Here is a 20,094-nt window from a genome sequence, read left to right on the forward strand (position 1 = left end):
TGATTGAGTGCCCCACCCTGCCGGCGCGATTTAAGCGCCGGTACGAGCTGCAATGATCTCCTCGGCCACGGAGGACGGAACCTCAGCGTAGGAGTCGAAGATCATGGTGTAGTTAGCGCGACCCTGGGTCTTGGAGCGCAGGTCACCAACGTAGCCGAACATCTCGGACAGCGGAACCAGAGCCTTGACAGCCTTGACGCCGGTGCGGTCTTCCATGGAGTTGACCTGGCCACGACGGGAGTTGATGTCACCGATAACTTCGCCCATGTACTCTTCCGGAGTAATGACCTCAACGGCCATCATCGGCTCGAGCAGGACCGGCTTAGCCTTCTGAACAGCTTCCTTCATAGCCTGCTGACCAGCGATCTTGAAGGCCATTTCAGAGGAGTCAACTTCGTGGTAAGCACCATCGAGCAGGGTTGCCTTGATGTTCACCAGCGGGTAGCCAGCGAGGGTACCGTACTGCATTGCGTCCTGAATACCAGCGTCGACAGACGGGATGTATTCCTTCGGAACACGACCACCAGTGACCTCGTTGACAAACTTGTAAGTGGTGGACTCGCCCTCTTCCACCTCGTCAGTAGCCGGAGCGTACGGCTCCAGAGCAATAATGACGCGGGCGAACTGACCCGAACCACCGGTCTGCTTCTTGTGGGTGTACTCGAACTTCTCGACCGGCTTGCGGATGGTCTCGCGGTAAGCAACCTGCGGGTTACCGATGTTTGCTTCAACCTTGAACTCGCGCTTCATGCGGTCAACCAGGACGTCGAGATGGAGCTCGCCCATACCGCCGATAACGGTCTGGCCGGTTTCCTCATCCAGGTGAACAGTGAAGGTCGGATCCTCTTCAGCCAGACGCTGAATAGCGGTACTCAGCTTCTCCTGGTCGGCCTTGGACTTCGGCTCAATAGCAACGTCGATAACCGGATCCGGGAAGGACATGGACTCCAGAACAATCGGAGCATCCTGTGCACACAGGGTGTCACCGGTGGTGGTGTCCTTTAGACCGATGAAGGCGTAGATGTTACCTGCCACTGCCTCGTCAACAGGGTTCTCCTTGTTGGCGTGCATCTGGAACAGCTTACCGACGCGCTCCTTCTTGTCCTTGGTGGCGTTCAGGACCTGCTGGCCAGGCTCCACGCGACCGGAATAAACGCGGACGAAGGTCAGCTTGCCGAAGAATGGGTGAGCAGCGATCTTGAATGCGAGAGCGGAGAACGGCTCATCCTTAGACGGCTTACGGACCATATCGACGTCCTCGTCGCCCATCTGGTGGCCGTGAACTTCACCGATGTCCAGCGGATTCGGCAGGAAGTCAATGACAGCGTCGAGCAGCGGCTCAACACCCTTGTTCTTGTAAGCGGTACCACAGTAGACCGGGTAAACCTCAGAGTTCAGGACCATCTTGCGGATGGCACCCTTGATCTCGTCCATGGTCAGCTCTTCGCCACCGAAGTACTTCTCCATGAGCTCCTCGTCGGACTCAGCGACGGTCTCAATGAGCTTCTCACGGTACTCGTTAGCCTTGTCGACCATGTCCGCCGGAATCTCCTCGACCTGCGCAGGAGTGCCGATCTCAACCTTGCCCGGCCACATGAGGGCCTTCATCTCCAGCAGGTCAACAACGCCGTCGAAGTCATCCTCAGCGCCAATCGGCAGCTGCATAACCAACGGCTTAGCACCGAGGCGGTCAACGATGGTGCCAACGGTGTAGTAGAAGTCAGCGCCCAGCTTGTCCATCTTGTTGACGAAGCAAATACGCGGGACATCGTACTTCTGAGCCTGGCGCCAAACCTGCTCAGACTGCGGCTCGACACCTTCCTTACCGTCGAAGACTGCGACGGCACCGTCGAGCACACGCAGGGAACGCTCAACCTCAACGGTGAAGTCGACGTGGCCCGGGGTATCGATGATGTTGATCTGGTTGTCGTTCCAGAAACAGGTCACAGCAGCGGAGGTAATGGTAATACCGCGCTCCTTCTCCTGCTCCATCCAGTCGGTTGTGGACGCACCATCGTGAGTCTCGCCGACCTTGCGGTTAATACCCGTGTAGTACAGGATGCGCTCGGTCGTAGTCGTCTTACCAGCATCGATGTGCGCCATGATGCCGATGTTGCGGACCTTGTGGAGGTCCTTCTTTACGGGAAGTGCACCTTCAGCCACTTGATTCCCCACTCGTTTCAAATCGGTTTGGCGGTGAGACTCAATCACGGGATTGCAATTGGCCGTCAAATCCGCCGTCGGTCGGGTTTGCTTTATCTATAATGCCACCGTCTTGGCGCGAAGTCGCGCCGTGACGTACACCTATTGCGTAAATTCTACGCAAGACATCGGGTGTAAGCGCCGGGCTGGCCCCTATTGAGTGACCCTTAAAGATCTGTGGACCTCGACCGACGCGCGCCGTTGACATACCGGCAGCTGCTTTACGACGGTGACCACTCGCGGCCTCCGTCGATAAGCGATTACCAGCGGTAGTGAGCGAATGCGCGGTTTGCTTCCGCCATCTTGTGAGTGTCCTCACGACGCTTGACGGATGCACCCAGGCCGTTGGATGCATCGAGGATCTCGTTAGCGAGACGCTCGGTCATGGTGTTCTCACGGCGCTGACGGGAGAACATCAGCAGCCAGCGCAGTGCCAGGGTGGTGCCACGGCCCGGACGAACCTCGACCGGGACCTGGTAGGTGGCGCCACCAACACGGCGGGAACGAACCTCAAGAGCCGGCTTGACGTTCTCGATTGCGCGCTTCAGAGTCAGCACCGGATCAGTACCGGTCTTCTCTTCGCACATCTCAAGTGCACCGTAGACGATGCGCTCTGCAGTCGACTTCTTACCGTCGATCAGAACCTTGTTGACCAGCTGCGACACCAGAGGGGAGCCGTAGACCGGGTCGTTGACGACAGGACGCTTCTGTACTGGGCCCTTACGTGGCATGGCTTACTTCTCCTTCTTTGCGCCGTAGCGGGAACGAGCCTGCTTGCGGTCCTTGACGCCCTGGGTGTCAAGGGAACCACGGACGATCTTGTAGCGGACACCCGGGAGGTCCTTAACACGACCACCGCGAACGAGCACCATGGAGTGCTCCTGCAGGTTGTGGCCCTCACCCGGAATGTAAGCCGAAACCTCGACACCGGAGGTCAGGCGGACACGAGCGACCTTACGAAGAGCCGAGTTCGGCTTCTTCGGGGTGGTGGTGTAAACACGGGTGCAAACGCCGCGGCGCTGAGGGGAACCCTTCAGAGCTGCGGTTGCAACCTTAGCCTTCTTGTCATGGCGGCCCTTGCGGACCAGCTGCTGAATAGTGGGCATGAAGCCTCTTTCTGTTTTCAATCCTCGCTGGACATTCTCACGACCGATGCCAACCGCAGCGGAGTAACCACCTTCCGTGTGAATGCATCACAAGAAAAGTTATTACTCATCCAGTGGTGAGCCCATCGGTTGAACGCAAGAAATGGAGGGATTTTGAACGTGCGAAACCCAGTCAGCCGCTCTCGCTGGCCTACTGGGTAATGTCTCAAGTTCCCAATTCTTTTCTGGGATCGTTGTATAACAGTACGCGAGCTGCGGGTTTAGTCCAAACACCCTGGTAATGGCCTATAAATTTCAAGCACTTTGAGCGCTTGTGGGCTTGGTGATCAAATTTTTGGGTGTTCAGCACGGCGCGCCTCGCCCCAAAAGACGCAGACGTTACTATGCCGGTTTGAATCGATAACGCGGCCAATTCTGCCGTCCGTTCGGTTTGCCCATAGTACTGTCCTGCATCAGCGCTGGAGAAACTTAATCGCCATGTTCACCACAGGCGAATGCCTTCTTCATTGCCAGCAGTGTACTGGCAGCGTATAGGTGGGGACATGTCTAAGAAGGTTATTGTCATTGGCGGCCACGGCAAGGTGGCCCAAATCGCTACTCCCCTACTTATCGACGATGGCTACGAGGTCACGTCTGTTATTCGCAACCCCGACCAGGTTCCGGATATCGAGGCTCTCGGCGCCACACCAGCCGTTTACGACATCGCCAGTCTCTCGACCGAACAGTTTGCGGACCTTCTCAGCGGGCACGACGCTGTGATTTGGTCCGCCGGCGCTGGTGGAGGTTCACCAGAACGGACGTACGCGATCGACCGCGACGCAGCTATTACTTCGATTGCCGCAGCCGAGCAGGCTGGCGTTAAGCGCTACGTGATGGTCTCTTACTTTGGTGCGGGCCACGACCATGGCGTTCCAGAGGATCACAGCTTCTTTGCCTATGCCGAGTCCAAGGCTGCAGCCGACGAAGCGCTGCGCGCTTCAAACCTGGAATGGACCATTCTCGGCCCGAGTGCGCTCACGCTCAACGAGGGCCAGGATTCCATCGACACCACGGCGGACAAGGCAGGCGAGGTCGCTCGTGCGACCGTTGCCAATGTCATCGCGCAGACCGTGTTCAACGAGGCTACCGTTGGTCGCATGATTAACTTCAACGAGGGCAACACTCCGATTGCAGAGGCTCTCAAGATGTAGAGGAGGGAGGCCGGGACGGGCCCCTAGCCCTCCCTCCCCTGCCCCTGCCTCTGTTCCTATCGCCTTTCTTCAGTCTCCAGCCGAGTTTTCCAGTTGGGTTGCCTCGACAAAGAAAAATCCTCCGGCACGACCGTGACGAACTAGCAATCCGCTAGTAAGCCACAACTGTGCCGGAGGATTTTTCCGGTTGCCACCTAACAGTTAGCGCACGAAGCCCCAACTGTCAGGCGAGGTGCTTTGCCAGACAGTGACCGAGGGAATTCTCCCGCTCCCCCAGCCGCTGCCGCAAAGCTATTGATTTCTACTCGAAGGTTCCGATGTCATCCAGCGGAACTGCGGAACCGACCTGATCGATGCCGTAGGTGTCCTCGGCACCGTAGAAGCCCTCGCCGAAGGAAGCGAACGGGGCGGCTGCCTGGCGGGCAGCTTCCTCAGTCGGCTCAACCGTGATGTTGCGGTAGCGCGAGATACCCGTACCAGCCGGGATCAGCTTACCGATGATCACGTTCTCCTTCAGGCCGATGAGCTTATCCGAGCGCTTGTTGATAGCGGCGTCGGTAAGCACGCGCGTCGTCTCCTGGAAGGAGGCGGCGGACAGCCAGGACTCGGTGGCCAGCGATGCCTTGGTAATACCCATCAGCACGCGGCGGCCTTCGATGACGCTGCCACCGGAGGCGACAATCTCGCGGTTCTTCGCCATGACCGTGGAGCGCTCGACCAGTGCACCTGGCAGCAGTTCGGAGTCACCTGGCTTAGACACAATCACGCGGCGCAGCATCTGGCTGACGATAACCTCGATGTGCTTGTCGTGAATGGCCACACCCTGATCACGGTAGACCGACTGGACTTCCTCGATGAGGTGGCGCTGGACGCCTCGGCGGCCCAGAACCTCGAGGACCTCGTGCGGATCGGCAGCGCCCTTGAGCAGCTGCTGACCCTTGACCACGTGGTCACCATCGCGGATGGCGCGACGACGGCCATCGACAGTGATTTCAGCCAGGCCCTGACGCTTGGACAGCTTGTCGTATACGACCTCGTCCTCGCTGTTGGCATCCGGGATGAGGGTGAGCGTGTAGAAGTGCTCGTCCTCCTCCAGGTGCACGCGACCGTTTTCGCGGACCAGTGGAGCCTTGTTCTTCGGCACGCGGGCCTCGAACAGCTCCTGGACACGCGGCAGACCACCGGTAATGTCGCCACCGACACCACCCTGGTGGAACGTACGCATGGTCAGCTGGGTACCCGGCTCACCAATGGACTGCGCAGCGACAATACCGACAGCCTCTCCGATGTCGACGAGCTTGCCGGTTGCCATCGAGCGACCGTAGCACTTGGCACAGACACCGGTTGCGGTGGAACAGGTCAGAACCGAGCGGACCTTGACTTCCTTGACACCGTGGCTGAGAGCCAGGGTGATGTGGTCGTCGTTCAGGTCGGTGTCAGCTGCGATAAGGACATTGCCCTCAGCGTCGGTGACATCGGCTGCCAGCACACGAGCAATCGCGGCGGTCTCGACATACTTCGCACGACGGATCTCGCCGGTCGGGTTGCCGGCTGCGTCCAGAACATCCTCGCCAATCTCGACAATGACACCATCGTGGGTACCACAGTCCTCTTCGCGAACGATGACGTCCTGTGCAACGTCAACCAGACGACGGGTCAGGTAACCCGAGTCAGCGGTACGAAGCGCGGTATCGGCCAGACCCTTACGGGAACCGTGCGAGTTGTTGAAGTACTCGAGAACCGACAGGCCTTCGCGGAAGGAGGTCTTAATCGGACGGGTGATGTATTCACCACGCGGGTTCGTAACCATGCCCTTCATGCCGGCCAGCGAGTGAATCTGGCCCATGTTACCGGCAGCACCCGACTTCACGATCATCGGAATCGGGTTGTCATCAGGGTACAGAGCCTCGACCTTTTCACCGACCTCAGCCGTCGCGGCCTTCCACAGGTTAACCAGCGACTCGTGACGCTCAGCAGCCGAGAGCTTACCGCGGCGGAACTTCTTCTCCACCGTGGCGGCCTTCTCTTCGTAGCCGTTCAGGATCTCCCGCTTGTTCGGGAGAACCAGCACGTCAGACATAGCAATGGTGACACCAGAACGGGTAGCCCAGTAGAAACCAGCATCCTTGAGCTTGTCGACGGTCTGAGCGACCGTAATCATCGGGTACTTGGCAGCCAAGTCGTTGATGATCGCAGCCTGCGGCTTCTTAGCCATAACGCCTTCGACGTATGGGTAGTTCCACGGCAGCAGGTCGTTGAACATAACGCGGCCCAGCGTGGTCGAAGCCAGCCAGGTATCGCCCTTGTTCCAACCGTCTGGGAACTGCTCGGCCTCAATCTCGGCCGGCGGACGCAGGTGGCTGATGCGCACCTTAATCGGGCTCTGCAGACCAATTGCACCGCGGTCGTAAGCCATGATGGCCTCGGCCGGGCTGGTGTAAATACCCTGCTCCGGTGCGTCCTCGGTGGCATCCTGGTGGCCACCCGGCAGCTCCGGCTTCTCCAGCGTCAGGAAGTACAGGCCAGTGACCATATCCAGACGCGGCATAGCCAGCGGCTTACCGGAAGCCGGCGACAGAATGTTGTTCGAGGACAGCATCAGGACGCGAGCCTCGGCCTGTGCTTCAGCGGACAGCGGCAGGTGGACTGCCATCTGGTCACCGTCGAAGTCGGCGTTGAAAGCCTCACATGCCAGTGGGTGCAGCTGAATTGCCTTACCCTCAACCAGGACCGGCTCGAAAGCCTGAATACCCAGGCGGTGCAGCGTAGGTGCACGGTTCAGCAGGACCGGGTGTCCGGTAATGACATCTTCGAGGACGTCCCACACCTCTGGGCGCTGACGCTCAACCATGCGCTTCGCGCTCTTGATGTTCTGCGCGTAGCTCTTGGCCACGAGCTCCTTCATCACGAACGGCTTGAACAGCTCAAGTGCCATCAGCTTCGGCAGACCACACTGGTGCAGCTTCAGCTGCGGGCCGACGATAATAACCGAACGGCCGGAGTAGTCAACACGCTTACCCAGCAGGTTCTGACGGAAACGACCCTGCTTACCCTTGAGCAGGTCGCTCAGGGACTTCAGCGGGCGGTTACCCGGACCAGTGACCGGGCGGCCGCGACGTCCATTGTCGAACAGTGCGTCAACGGATTCCTGAAGCATGCGCTTCTCGTTGTTGACGATGATCTCCGGAGCGCCGAGGTCGATCATGCGCTTCAGGCGGTTGTTGCGGTTGATGACACGACGGTAGAGGTCGTTCAAGTCCGAGGTCGCAAAGCGGCCACCGTCGAGCTGCACCATCGGGCGCAGCTCCGGCGGAATCACCGGGATGCAGTCGAGCACCATAGCGGCTGGGTCGTTGCCGGACTGCAGGAATGCAGTGACAACCTTCAGGCGCTTGAGGGCGCGCATCTTCTTCTGACCCTTGCCGTCGCGAATAATCTCGCGCAGCTCCTCGGCCTCCTTGGCCAGGTCGAAGTTGCGGATCAGGGTCTGAATAGCCTCAGCACCCATACCACCGGTGAAGTAGTCCTCGTAGCGGTCGACGAGCTCGGTGTAAATACCCTCGTCGATAATCATCTGCTTCGGCTCGAGCTTGATGAAGGTGTTCCAAATCTCGTCGAGACGATCCAGCTCGCGCTGGGCGCGCTCACGGATGTGGCGCATCTCGCGCTCGGCTGCAGACTGAACCTTCTTACGGGCGTCAGCCTTGGCACCGGCTGCCTCGAGCTCAGCCAGATCCTCTTCCAGGGTCTGGGCACGCTCGGCCAGCTCCTGGTCGCGGTCGTCCTCAACCAGCTTCTTGTCCACGAGCATGTCTGCTTCGAGGGTTTCCTGGTCGTTGTGGCGAGCCTCTTCATCCACAGAAGTGATGATGTTGGCGGCGAAGTAGATGATCTTTTCCAGATCCTTCGGAGCCAAGTCGAGCAGGTAGCCGAGGCGGGACGGCACACCCTTGAAGTACCAGATGTGAGTGACCGGAGCGGCCAGCTCAATGTGGCCCATGCGCTCACGGCGAACCTTCGACTTGGTCACCTCAACGCCACAGCGTTCACAGATGATGCCCTTGAAGCGAACGCGCTTGTACTTACCACAAGCACACTCCCAGTCACGGGTCGGGCCGAAGATACGCTCACAGAAAAGGCCATCCTTTTCCGGCTTCAGCGTACGGTAGTTAATCGTCTCGGGCTTCTTGACCTCACCGCGAGACCAGCGGCGGATGTCGTCGGCGGTAGCGAGCCCAATCCGGAGCTCGTCAAAGTTGTTGACGTCGAGCACCTGTTTTCCCTTTCCCTCCGCATCGAAGTAATGCGGAAACCAAATTCTCTGCGGAGGTTTTTGTACGTTGTCGTCTGTGTTGGGTTATTCGCGAGTTAGGGCTTCCCGACCCTGATACTCACGCAATGTTTCGTCGTTAAGCGAGAAACTATGCGGAGTCAGCGTCGGAACGCTCATCGCGGGACAGGTTAATGCCGAGGGATGCGGTCGCGTGGTCGAGTTCCTCATCGTCGGAGGAGCCCAACTCAACCGGAACGCCGTCGGCCGAAAGGACCTCAACGTTCAGGCAGAGCGACTGCAGTTCCTTCAGAAGCACCTTGAACGACTCCGGAATACCCGGATCCGGAATGTTGTCGCCCTTCACGATTGCCTCGTAGACCTTGACGCGGCCAACCACATCATCGGACTTGATGGTGAGCAGCTCCTGCAGGGTGTAGGCAGCGCCGTATGCCTGCATTGCCCACACCTCCATCTCACCGAAGCGCTGACCACCGAACTGGGCCTTACCACCCAGCGGCTGCTGGGTAATCATGGAGTACGGACCGGTGGAACGAGCGTGAATCTTCTCGTCGACCAGGTGGTGCAGCTTCAGCATGTACATGTAGCCCACCGAAACCGGGAACGGGAACTTCTCGCCAGAGCGGCCGTCGAACAGCGTGGCCTTACCGTCAGCGTTGACCAGCACCTCGCCGTCACGGTTCGGGCGGGACGACGCGAGCAGACCAGCGAGCTCCTCGTTCTCAGCACCGTCGAACACTGGGGTTGCGACCAGGGAGTCGGACGGAACGTCGTGCAGGTCTGCCGGAAGACGCTTAGCCCAATCCGGGTCGCCCTCAATGCTCCAGCCGGCCTTCGCCAGCCAGCCGAGGTGAACCTCGAGGACCTGGCCGATGTTCATACGACGCGGAACACCGTGGGTGTTCAGAATGATGTCGACCGGGGTGCCGTCCGGCAGGAACGGCATGTCCTCCTGCGGCAGGATCTTGCCGATAACACCCTTGTTACCGTGGCGACCTGCCATCTTGTCGCCGTCCTGGATCTTGCGCTTCTGCGCAACGTAGACGCGGACCATCTCGTTGACACCCGGTGCCAGGTCGTCATCGTCTTCACGGGAGAAGACGCGGACGCCGATGACCTTGCCGGACTCACCGTGCGGAACACGCATGGAGGTGTCACGGACCTCGCGGGACTTCTCGCCGAAGATAGCGCGCAGCAGGCGCTCCTCCGGAGTCAGCTCAGTCTCGCCCTTCGGCGTGGTCTTAGCGACCAGGATGTCACCGTCGCGAACGTCAGCACCGATGCGGACGATACCGCGGTCATCCAGATCCTTCAGCATCTCCTCGGATGCGTTCGGGATGTCACGGGTGATTTCCTCCGGACCCAGCTTGGTGTCGCGGGCATCAATCTCGTGCTCCTCGATGTGAATCGAGGTCAGGATGTCCTCCTCAACCATGCGCTGGTTCAGGATGATGGCGTCCTCGTAGTTGTGGCCTTCCCACGGCATGAATGCCACGAGCAGGTTCTTACCAAGTGCCATCTCACCGTTGTCGGTACCCGGACCGTCAGCGATGACCTGGCCGGCCTCAACACGCTGGCCTTCGTCAACCAGTGGCTTCTGGTTGTAGCAGGTGCCCTGGTTGGTGCGTTCGAACTTGCGCAGCAGGTAGGTGTGGCGCTGGCCCTCATCGTCCATGATGGTGATGAAGTCAGCCGACACGGTCTCGACCACACCGGTGGCCGAAGCGACAATGACATCGCCGGCGTCGTAAGCAGCACGCTGCTCCATACCAGTACCGACGAACGGAGCCTCCGAACGCAGCAGCGGCACAGCCTGGCGCTGCATGTTCGCACCCATCAGGGCACGGTTAGCGTCGTCGTGCTCGAGGAACGGAATCATGGCGGTAGCCACAGAGACCATCTGACGCGGGGAAACATCGAGGTAGTCGACCTCATCGGCGCGGACGGACTCGACGTCACCACCCTTCTTACGAACAGACAGAGTCTCCTGAACGAAGTGGCCGTTCTCGTCGATCGGGGTGTTGGCCTGCGCGACGACGTAGCGGTCTTCCTCATCAGCGGTGAGGTAGTCGACCTCGTCGGTGATGACACCATCGCGGACGCGACGGTACGGAGTCTCAATGAAACCGAACGGGTTCACGCGTGCGTAGCAGGACAGCGAACCAATCAGACCAATGTTCGGCCCCTCTGGGGTCTCAATTGGACACATGCGACCGTAGTGGGACGGGTGAACGTCTCGAACCTCAAGGCCAGCACGGTCACGGGTCAGACCACCCGGGCCCAGTGCGGACAGACGACGCTTGTGGGTCAGACCCGACAGCGAGTTGTTCTGGTCCATGAACTGGGACAGCTGGGAAGTACCGAAGAACTCACGGATAGCCGCGGAAACCGGGCGCACGTTAATCAGGGTGGTCGGCTGGATCGACTCCACGTCCTGAGTGGTCATGCGCTCACGAACCACGCGTTCCATGCGGGACAGACCCACGCGGACCTGGTTCTGAATCAGCTCGCCTACAGTACGCAGACGACGGTTACCGAAGTGGTCGATATCGTCGGTCTCAACCGGGATTTCGACACCTTCCGGCGAGGTCATAACATTCTCGCCGTCGTGCAGGCGCACAAGGTATTCGATGGTGGTAGCAATATCCTGCTCGGTCAGAACCATCTCGCCGGAGGCATCAGCGCCCAGACCCAGCTTGCGGTTGACCTTGTAGCGACCGACCTTAGCCAGGTCGTAGCGCTTCGGCTTGAAGAAGTTGTTCTCCAGCAGAGCCAGCGCGGACTCGCGCGTCGGCGGCTCACCCGGGCGCTGCTTGCGGTAAATCTCCAGCAGAGCCTCGTCGGTGTTTGCAACACCGTCCTTCTCCAGGGTGGCCATCATGATCTCAGAGAAGCCGAAGCGCTCCTTGATCTCCTCGGTGGTCCAGCCGAAAGCCTTCAGCAGAACCGTGACCGGCTGGCGACGCTTACGGTCAATACGAACGCCGACGGTGTCCCGCTTGTCGACGTCGAACTCCAGCCACGCACCGCGCGACGGAATAATCTTCACCGAGTGCAGCGGGCGCTCGGTGGACTTGTCGATGGTCTCATCGAAGTAGACGCCCGGAGAACGCACCAGCTGAGAAACAACGACACGCTCAGTTCCGTTGACGATGAACGTACCCTTGTCCGTCATCATCGGGAAGTCACCGATGAAGACGGTCTGGCTCTTGATCTCGCCGGTCTCGCGGTTGGTGAACTCCGCGGTGACGTAGAGGGGAGCCGAGTAGTTGATGTCCTTATCCTTGGACTCATCCACGGTGTTCTTGACGGAGTCGAACCATGGGTCCGACAGCGTCAGGGACATCTTCTGGGAGTAGTCCTCGATTGGAGAGAGCTCTTCTAGAATATCTTCGAGACCGCTGGTAACCCGAGCGTCTTCTCCGAGCTCCTCCTGGCGACGAGCACGCCACTCAGGCGTGCCAATGAGCCATGCGAAAGACTCACGCTGCAGGTCGAGCAGACCAGGAACCGCAATCGGCTCCTGAATCTTTGCAAACGAGTACCTCTTCGAAGCTCCGGGAATACCGGTTACTGCCTTGGTCTGGCGGGAGACTGCCAAGATGCGTCCTTCCAGCACCTCACGCGGTGGAGCACACCGGCAACCGGTGGTGCGCTCCGCCCGCTTGGTTTATACGCGATTCAAGTTGCAGGAATTATTTCTGTTGCGCACCGGGATACTTTGCGTCTAACCTTTGGTCACACACGAAAGTGATTCCCCCGCCACTTGGCCTCCAAGACCAGCCTTTAAAGGCGAGCCCCGAGCCCTAACGGCGGCGCCGCAGCAACTCCTTTAACAGCTAGATGCACGAAAAACGGTGCTACATAATAGCCCCGCGCTCCGAGCGCAAACTATAAAAGAGCTGGCGACAGATACACTAATTCCAGCGCAACGATTTAGCCTATATCAAAAACTGGCAGTTGTCTAGTACAACTTGACAAATCGGGCGTGTCGCATTCACCCGTTACCGATATAACGATGAGGCCTGGGCGCTATGGCCGTCGTAAAGCGTTACTCTGCTTTACGACGGGTCGAAGGACGCACGATGCCCACGATTGCGATGAACACCAGAATTGAACCGGACGCAATGAGACCGATTGACCACGGCTCTAGAGCTGGGCGCTGGAAATTCTGTATTGCGCCAAAGAGAAGCTGATTGGAAAGGCCTTCGTCCATCTTGCCGTTGAAGCGCAGGTAGTCCATGATCGGCTCGCCGTCGCGGGTCTCCCACCAAAGGTGGATGTCCTCGGCCATATCGATGACCGAGCCAGACTTGGGCTCAACCCACAAATCACGGGTGCCCTGGTACTGGAGGAAGCCGGACTTGTCATCCTGGGTTAGCTGAGAGACATAAGAACGGTACTTCTGGGCGAGATTCGTCTTCTCAATGTCCTGACGGAAATGCAGGACACGGTTACCACCGCGCTCCTCTTCCCCGACAAACTTTGCTGGTAAGGAATCGTGGAGGAGATCATCAAAGATCAGGTATTCCTTTTCCTCCGTGTCGGCCGGGAGCTTCACCCAGTTCCCCTCGAAAGCCACTGACCGTGGAACGCCCGCCATGCGGTCGACAAGCGTCGCAGGAGCCAGCGCCTCGCCGGTGAGTCGGTCGATGGTCACCGTCCAGATATTGGCCTCGATAAGCTCCGTCAGCGGGTCGGTGCCGATAACCTCAGGGGGAAGCTCACGCATTTCAGTCACGCCGACACGGAGCGAAACCTTGCCCGCATCCGCGGGTTCGATGAGCACGCCGTGAAGCTGTCGCTGCAGCGGCGAGTGCACTTCTTCCCGCTTGCCCTCTTCGTTAATCCTGGTGGATACGCCGTCTTCCGCCCGCAGGGTATACGACACCGGCGGCAGGTCAAGCGGCATTTTGGGATCAACATTGAGCACTTTGGGCAGCAAAATGCCAGCAGCAAGCAGTGCGGTGCCTAGACCCAACAGAAGGATAGACAGAATTCTCGGCCGTGAGAGCATGTTAGATACTTTACAGGCCAATAAGGGTAATCAAGACAATGAGTGGGCTGGTTTTTGCCTCAACTCCCTGTGACGGGTGAGATTAGTGAGGTTTTGCCCGGGTCAGGCGGGTTAGCAAAGGCCCCAGAAACAAAAGAACCGCCAACCCCGGGCACGAAGCCCAGAATTGGCGGTCATAATTGGTAGCTTTAGGCCACTACCGGGGCCGAGGCAAGTAATTGAATTACTTGAGGGCAACCTTTGCGCCAGCCTCTTCCAGCTTAGCCTTAGCAGCCTCAGCGTCGTCCTTGGAAGCACCCTCCAGGATAGCCTTCGGAGCGGACTCAACCATCTCCTTAGCCTCCTTCAGGCCCAGGCCGGAGACGATCTCGCGGACAGCCTTAATAACGCCGATCTTCTTAGCGCCAGCGTCCTCGAGGACGACGTCGAACTCGTCCTTCTCCTCAGCAGCAGCCTCGCCGCCAGCAGCGCCTGCAGCAGCAACTGCAACCGGAGCAGCAGCGGTAACGTCGAACTCTTCCTCGAAAGCCTTCTTGAACTCGGTGAGCTCAACGAGGGTCATTTCCTTGAAAGCCTCGAGCAGTTCCTCAGTGGTGTACTTAGCCATGGATATTCTCCTATGAGTGTGGTGCGGCCGCTCCCCTCAGAGATCCCTGGGGTCGAAGCCGTCAAAGTGATATTGAAAAGTTTTTCGCGTGATTTAGTTCGCGTAGATCGCGAGCCGCTCGGGATTACTTCTTTTCCTCGAGTGCCGCAGCAAGGCGGGCAACCGAGGAGGTCGGAGCGTCGAGCAGGCCAGCGACGTTCGCCAGAACGCCGTTGAAGGCACCAGCCAGCTTTGCCAGCGTGGTCTCACGGTTATCCATATCCGCAAGAGCCTCGAACTGTGCTGCATCCATTGCAGCACCGTCCATGTAGCCGCCCTTGATCACGAGGTTCTTGTTGTCACCGGCGAACTTCTTAATCGCCTTAGCCGCATCCACAGCCTCGCCCTTGATGAAGGCGACTGCAGTCGGGCCGTTCAGGTGCTCATCAAGACCCTCAATCCCTGCCTCGTCGGCAGCGATCTTGATCATGGTGTTCTTGGCGACGGAGTACTTAACATCAGCACCGAGGGCGCGACGCAGTTCCGTGATTTCCGCAACGGACAGGCCGCGGTACTCAGTCAGCACGATAGCGTTGGACTCTTCGACGTCCTGCTTCAGCGCTGCAACAGCTGCAATCTTCTCAGCATTTGCTGCCATGTGTACTCTCGCCTCCTTCCTGGTCTTTGCAATTTTCCGCTCGGCCAAGTGAAGGATTCTGTTGCGCAAATACAACAAACGCCCCAATCCTCGCACAAGGATGGGGCGCACAATTCTTTTGGCATGTTCCACTTCAACTCCGCCAACCCCAAGGTCAACAGGTGAAGTCAAACTGCGCAAGCGCTTCCAAGTCCTCCTGCGTGGGCCGCTCACTGTATTCCTACAATGAAACCTTCAATCCGCTTCTTTCAAAGCGAATGACCGACGGTCTTCGGTGAAACTTGAGTACCAACCTCCATCTTCCCAACCCGATGTTGGTACCGATTGGAAGCCAGTCAAACTTCGTGAAGAAACTTTATACCAGACCCTGGCAATTAACCAAATCGCCTATCCAAACCGCGCCGCACCTGGCTCTCCGAAGCGGCCGAACTCCAGGTCCTTCTCACGTTGCTGGACAATCATCTCGAGCTCGGCAAAGTACGCATTCAGGTCGTCGTCGGCAAGCCAGAGCACTTGGTCGGCGTAGTCGAGCACCACGCGCACCATGTCGTCGGGATGTGCGTCCAATCTGGCGGCGTCGAGAATATCCACGGTGAGTGTCAGTGCCACGCGCACAACCGGCGGGATCTGCGATGCCAGGCACTGCTGCGCCACGACATTACGCAGCTCGACGGCCTCCATCCGCGCAATGATGCGCAACAGCCGCACGACCACGACCTGCGCCGCCCGAGCTTGTAGAGCTTCCTCCTCACTCATCCCCGGAAGCACCACAGAGTCCTGGATATTGCGGCGAAGGACCTCAGCTACGCGCTCGTCCTCCCCTAGCCCCGTCAGTACCTCGCCCAGCAGAGTCTGTCCTGCGATGCGCAGGCAGGGCATGTCATAGGCGTCGTCGCCCAACGAGTCGAGATACGAGATGAGCTGCGGTTCAATAATTCCGGAACCGTCGTCGAGCTGCGCCAGGCGATTAATCTCGCCGAGCGCCTCCAGCCCTTCTTCGGGTTCCAAAATTAACGTCATAATCGCGATTTTAAGCAACAAACTTTGGCTGTGAGTCCATTTCGCCTGGATTAGTTGTTTGGATTAGCAATTCGCTTTACGACGTCTACCGCGCCCAAGCCCCCACCGCGCTATCGATACCCCTTATGCCAATGCAAAACCGCCACCTTACACACTGTGGGAAAGTGCGCGCGGCGGCGGTTTTAAAGAGCTTTGCTCAGAGTCACTCTCGAGTGACTCGTGAAGAGCACACTCGCCTATCGGCTGATGCTGATTTAGGCGGTGTAGTCCTTGATCACGCTGGTGTCAACCGGGATGCCCGGGCCGTTGGTGGCGGAGACGGTGATCTTCTTCAGGTACTTACCCTTAGCAGCGGACGGCTTGAGGCGCATCAGCTCGTCGATAAGCGCACCGTAGTTCTCGGCCAGCTTCTCAGCGTCGAAGGAAGCCTTACCGATAACAGCCTGCAGGTTTGCAGCCTTGTCGACGCGGAAGGAAATCTTACCGCCCTTGATCTCGGTGACAGCCTTAGCGACATCCGGGGTAACGGTGCCGGTCTTCGGGTTCGGCATCAGACCACGCGGGCCGAGGATGCGAGCCACGCGACCAACCTTGGCCATCTGGTCCGGGGTAGCGATAGCAGCGTCGAAGTCGGTCCAGCCGCCCTGAATCTTCTCGATCAGCTCCTCGGAGCCGACGAAGTCAGCGCCAGCCTCTTCAGCCTTGGTGGCGTTCTCGCCAGCAGCGAAGACGACAACGCGGACGGTCTTACCGGTGCCATTCGGCAGGGAGACAGTGCCGCGAACCAGCTGGTCAGCCTTGCGCGGGTCAACGCCCAGGCGGATAGCGACGTCGATGGTGGCGTCGTAGTTCTTGGAGGAGGTCTCCTTGGCCAGGTTAGCGGCCTCGAGCGGAGAATAGATGCGGCCGGCGTCGATCTTCTCGGCGGCGGCGCGGTATGCCTTAGAGTTCTTGCTCATGAAAAGTCCAATCTCAATTAAGTGAAATGGTTGGATTGTGGTGTGTAGCGGGCCGAAGCTGGCCCTACCACTTGATGAAGGAGCAGCTAAACGCTGACGGTTTACTTAGCGCCCTCGACGGTGATGCCCATGGAACGAGCGGTACCGGCGATGATGCGTGCACCCATCTCGATGTCGTTAGCGTTCAGGTCCGGCTTCTTCAGCTCGGCGATTTCCTTGCACTGCTCCCAGGTCACGGAACCGACCTTGTTGGTGTGCGGAACGCCAGAGCCCTTCTGAATGCCAGCGGCCTTCAGCAGCAGCTTAGCTGCCGGCGGGGTCTTCAGAACGAAGGTGAAGGAGCGGTCTTCGTAGACGGAGATTTCAACCGGGACAACGTTGCCACGCTGGTTCTCAGTTGCTGCGTTGTAAGCCTTGCAGAACTCCATGATGTTGACACCATGGGCACCCAGTGCCGGACCAACCGGCGGAGCCGGGTTAGCCTGACCAGCCTGAATCTGCAGCTTAATAATCGCAGAAAGCTTCTTCTTCGGAGCCATCGGATTAACCTACTTCCTAGTTACCGGGGCACGCCGCCCCGATGAAAAGGCGACTCACCCCGTCCGGATGCCGACGCTTTACGACGACCCTTGCGCCCTCGACCATCATGGCCACTGGCGCTGGTCATTGAGTTGGTGCCAGCCACCGGGGATACGAATTACTTGGCGCATCTGTGCTCAAGGCACAAAAATGCACGCCTGGCTACGTTACCGCAGCGTATGGCGTGCATCAAAATCCGTTACCGGATTGGTTGCGCGAGCGAGCTAGCTGGTGCCTTGCTCGGCGCTTGGCTTGGCGGTGCTCTCCGCTTGGCTCTGCGCCTGGCTTGAGGTCGGGCCTAGTTCAGCTTCTCGACCTCATCGATGCCCAGCTCGACCGGGGTCTCACGGCCGAAGATGGAAACCAGAGCCTTCATGCGGCCGGTGTCCGGGTCGATCTCGGAGATGGTCGCAGCCACAGATGCGAACGGACCGGACAGGATGGTGACGGACTCGCCGACCTCATAGTCGATGGCGACGGCCTTCTTCTCCGCCTGCGGCGCCGCTGCGACAGCCAGCTCACCGTCGGCATTTGCAGCTTCTTCAGCGGCGTCCGCGGTGATGGTCTCCTTCGGCATGAGGAACTTAGCGACCTCGCGAATCTTGACCTTGGACGGCTGGCCCTCGCTACCGACGAAGGAAGTAACACCCGGGGTGTCGCGGACGACGGACCAGGACGGGTCATCCAGGCTCATACGAACCAGAACGTAGCCCGGCAGCAGCTTGCGCTTAACGATCTTCTTCTTGCCGTCGTCCTTGCGCTCTTCGACTTCCTCAACCGGAACGATGACCTCGTGGATCTGCTCATCGACACCCATGGTCTGGGCGCGCATTTCCAGGTTGGTCTTCACCTTGTTCTCGTAGCCGGAGTAGCACTGGATGATGTACCAGTCGCCCGGACGACGCTTGAGCTCACGCTGGAACTCGCGCAGGCGCTTACGGTACTCGGCATCTGCGTCAGCAGCTGCCTGTGCCTCAGCGTCAGCGGCAGTCTCCTCTGCCGGCGCTGCTTCTGCTGCAGCAGTGTCAGCTGCGGCTGCGTCGGCTGCGGCTGCGACTGCACCCTCGGCCGAAGCTTCTACCTGAGCCGGTGCGTCCTGCGCATCCTGCTCAGTTGCGGCAGCATCCGCGGACTGGGCGTCGGAGAAAATATTCTGACCATCATTCATGTCGTGCTAACCCCTCTTGTATCTACATCAACGGTTCGCGACATTGGCATCTTCGCCTAAAGAGTCCTAAGAGCCAATATGCCATCCGCAATCACTTCGCACAGCCAGACACCAGCTGCGCTAACGAATAATCCCGCCGTCCGGAACTCGGAGGCGGGATGAAAAGCATCACTGCGAAACAGTATAACCGATTACTTACCCAACACCGATCGGACACCCAGACCGGCCAGCGTGTCCACACCCCACACGAGAACGATCATGGCAATCAAGAACAGAATCACGATGATGCTGTAGGTGACCATCTGGCGGCCGGTCGGCCAAATCACCTTGCGCAGCTCGTCAACAACCTGCTTGATGAAAACCAAAGGGTTACGAGTCGAAAGCTCGTTGGTCTCCTTCTCACGCGCAGGCTTCTTCGCCACGGTGGTCTGCGCGCCCGTCGCCTGGCGCTTACCGGACGGGCGAGCCGCCGCCTGGAAAGTCTGGTTTTCCTCAGACACGATGCTCCTTCGCTACTTCGTGCATATGAGACCTAAAGATACTGCACAGTGAAACTCAAACGTGAATTCTTCAAGGGCAAACTCCGGGGAAGTTCTCCGGAGCCAAGCCCCCACTGTGCAGAGCAAGTCTGGTTCAGTGCGTAAATTCTAGCCGATAATCCACACTATCGAAGAAATGCCCTTCGTGGGAACCGCAGGCTTCGAGATTCGATTCTGACAACCCCAAAGAGCTACGGGCTGCTAGCTCGGTCTGCTCGCTGGGGCTGCTCGCTTGGCTGTTCGCTTGGGCTGCAGATATGAAACTGTATGGGTTTATGACGCTTTCAAGCCATTTTTCGAGCCATTTTTGTCATAAACGCAGTCAGTAACTGGGTTAAGTAAAGAAAAGTGTGTCTTTTCCGGGCGTGTTGCGGTTATTTGATCCAGCCTTTTTGGATGCCGAGGTTGTGTTGGTAGCTGGTGTCGATGGCGGTGTCGTATTCTGCTGGTGCACCGATGTCATTGGTAGTGGCTGTGGTGTTGTGGGTGATCAGGTCTGTTGCTGTGGAAAGTGCGTCTTGACCCCATCGTTGGTCCCTGGCGATCTTGACCGGATCGTCAGGGACTTCTGTATGTAGATACAGCCACCAATCCATCACTGTGCGTTGATGCGGTAGTGATAGTCCGCGGTGTCTGCGGGCTAGTTCTTTTATGGGGGCGTTGATGCCACCTTCGAGGCTGTTTTGAGGTTACCCTCGTTTAGTGGACACCCTATTTGTGCGGATCTTGTGTCCGTAGGAGAGGATGTTCATTGTGAGTCAACAGCGCAAGAAGTACAC

At 58.6% G+C, this 20,094-nt stretch carries 14 protein-coding genes and 1 pseudogene; 1 reads left to right on the top strand and 14 read right to left on the bottom strand.

The annotated features are described in order from the left end of the window. Positions 1-30 precede the first annotated feature (30 nt). From fusA to rpsL, 3 genes are all read right to left on the bottom strand, one after another. Entirely contained in the window at positions 31-2,163 is a 2,133-nt protein-coding gene (fusA, locus tag AB1Z34_RS01240) for an elongation factor G (RefSeq protein WP_076773083.1), read from the bottom strand. A gap of 299 nt (positions 2,164-2,462) precedes the next feature. After that, positions 2,463-2,933, bottom strand: a complete 471-nt coding sequence (rpsG, locus tag AB1Z34_RS01245) for a 30S ribosomal protein S7 (protein WP_049193220.1) — start codon at positions 2,931-2,933, stop codon at positions 2,463-2,465. Positions 2,934-2,936: 3 nt separating this feature from the next. Further along, positions 2,937-3,308: a 30S ribosomal protein S12 gene (gene rpsL / locus AB1Z34_RS01250; RefSeq protein ID WP_038627636.1), complete on the bottom strand. Its 372-nt coding sequence runs from the start codon at positions 3,306-3,308 to the stop codon at positions 2,937-2,939. Between the two features lie 542 nt (positions 3,309-3,850). Between rpsL and AB1Z34_RS01255 the strand changes: the two genes are divergently transcribed. After that, entirely contained in the window at positions 3,851-4,498 is a 648-nt protein-coding gene (locus AB1Z34_RS01255) for an SDR family oxidoreductase (RefSeq protein ID WP_049193219.1), read from the top strand. 301 nt (positions 4,499-4,799) lie between these two features. Here AB1Z34_RS01255 and AB1Z34_RS01260 read toward each other — a convergent pair whose 3' ends face one another. The 11 genes and pseudogenes from AB1Z34_RS01260 to AB1Z34_RS01310 form a co-directional block, all read right to left on the bottom strand. Continuing rightward, a complete protein-coding gene (locus AB1Z34_RS01260; protein WP_367157779.1) occupies positions 4,800-8,771 on the bottom strand; it encodes a DNA-directed RNA polymerase subunit beta' in 3,972 nt (1,323 codons plus the stop codon). 148 nt (positions 8,772-8,919) lie between these two features. Further along, a complete protein-coding gene (locus AB1Z34_RS01265) occupies positions 8,920-12,408 on the bottom strand; it encodes a DNA-directed RNA polymerase subunit beta (protein ID WP_042388391.1) in 3,489 nt (1,162 codons plus the stop codon). Between the two features lie 432 nt (positions 12,409-12,840). Then, positions 12,841-13,806, bottom strand: a complete 966-nt coding sequence (locus tag AB1Z34_RS01270; RefSeq protein WP_367157780.1) for a DUF3068 domain-containing protein — start codon at positions 13,804-13,806, stop codon at positions 12,841-12,843. A gap of 223 nt (positions 13,807-14,029) precedes the next feature. Next, entirely contained in the window at positions 14,030-14,413 is a 384-nt protein-coding gene (rplL, locus tag AB1Z34_RS01275; protein ID WP_016422047.1) for a 50S ribosomal protein L7/L12, read from the bottom strand. A 124-nt stretch (positions 14,414-14,537) separates the two neighbouring features. Then, positions 14,538-15,050: a 50S ribosomal protein L10 gene (gene rplJ, locus AB1Z34_RS01280; RefSeq protein ID WP_016422046.1), complete on the bottom strand. Its 513-nt coding sequence runs from the start codon at positions 15,048-15,050 to the stop codon at positions 14,538-14,540. 387 nt (positions 15,051-15,437) lie between these two features. Next, on the bottom strand, positions 15,438-16,070 hold the full coding sequence (locus AB1Z34_RS01285) for a hypothetical protein (protein ID WP_069359387.1): 633 nt from the start codon (positions 16,068-16,070) through the stop codon (positions 15,438-15,440). A gap of 254 nt (positions 16,071-16,324) precedes the next feature. Then, positions 16,325-17,029, bottom strand: coding sequence for a 50S ribosomal protein L1 (gene rplA / locus AB1Z34_RS01290; RefSeq protein ID WP_016422044.1), 705 nt, complete (start codon positions 17,027-17,029; stop codon positions 16,325-16,327). 101 nt (positions 17,030-17,130) lie between these two features. Continuing rightward, a complete protein-coding gene (gene rplK / locus AB1Z34_RS01295) occupies positions 17,131-17,568 on the bottom strand; it encodes a 50S ribosomal protein L11 (RefSeq protein ID WP_016422043.1) in 438 nt (145 codons plus the stop codon). 338 nt (positions 17,569-17,906) lie between these two features. Continuing rightward, complete coding sequence (gene nusG / locus AB1Z34_RS01300) at positions 17,907-18,776, bottom strand: transcription termination/antitermination protein NusG (RefSeq protein ID WP_070546900.1); 870 nt, start codon at positions 18,774-18,776, stop codon at positions 17,907-17,909. Positions 18,777-18,967: 191 nt separating this feature from the next. Continuing rightward, complete coding sequence (gene secE, locus AB1Z34_RS01305; protein WP_049170051.1) at positions 18,968-19,276, bottom strand: preprotein translocase subunit SecE; 309 nt, start codon at positions 19,274-19,276, stop codon at positions 18,968-18,970. Positions 19,277-19,689: 413 nt separating this feature from the next. Beyond that, a pseudogene (locus AB1Z34_RS01310) lies at positions 19,690-19,998 on the bottom strand (IS256 family transposase); the annotation flags it as partial. Positions 19,999-20,094: the final 96 nt, after the last annotated feature.

Origin of the sequence: Corynebacterium sp. 045007, assembly GCF_040743205.1 — a bacterium.
Lineage (GTDB): Bacteria > Actinomycetota > Actinomycetes > Mycobacteriales > Mycobacteriaceae > Corynebacterium > Corynebacterium jeikeium_D.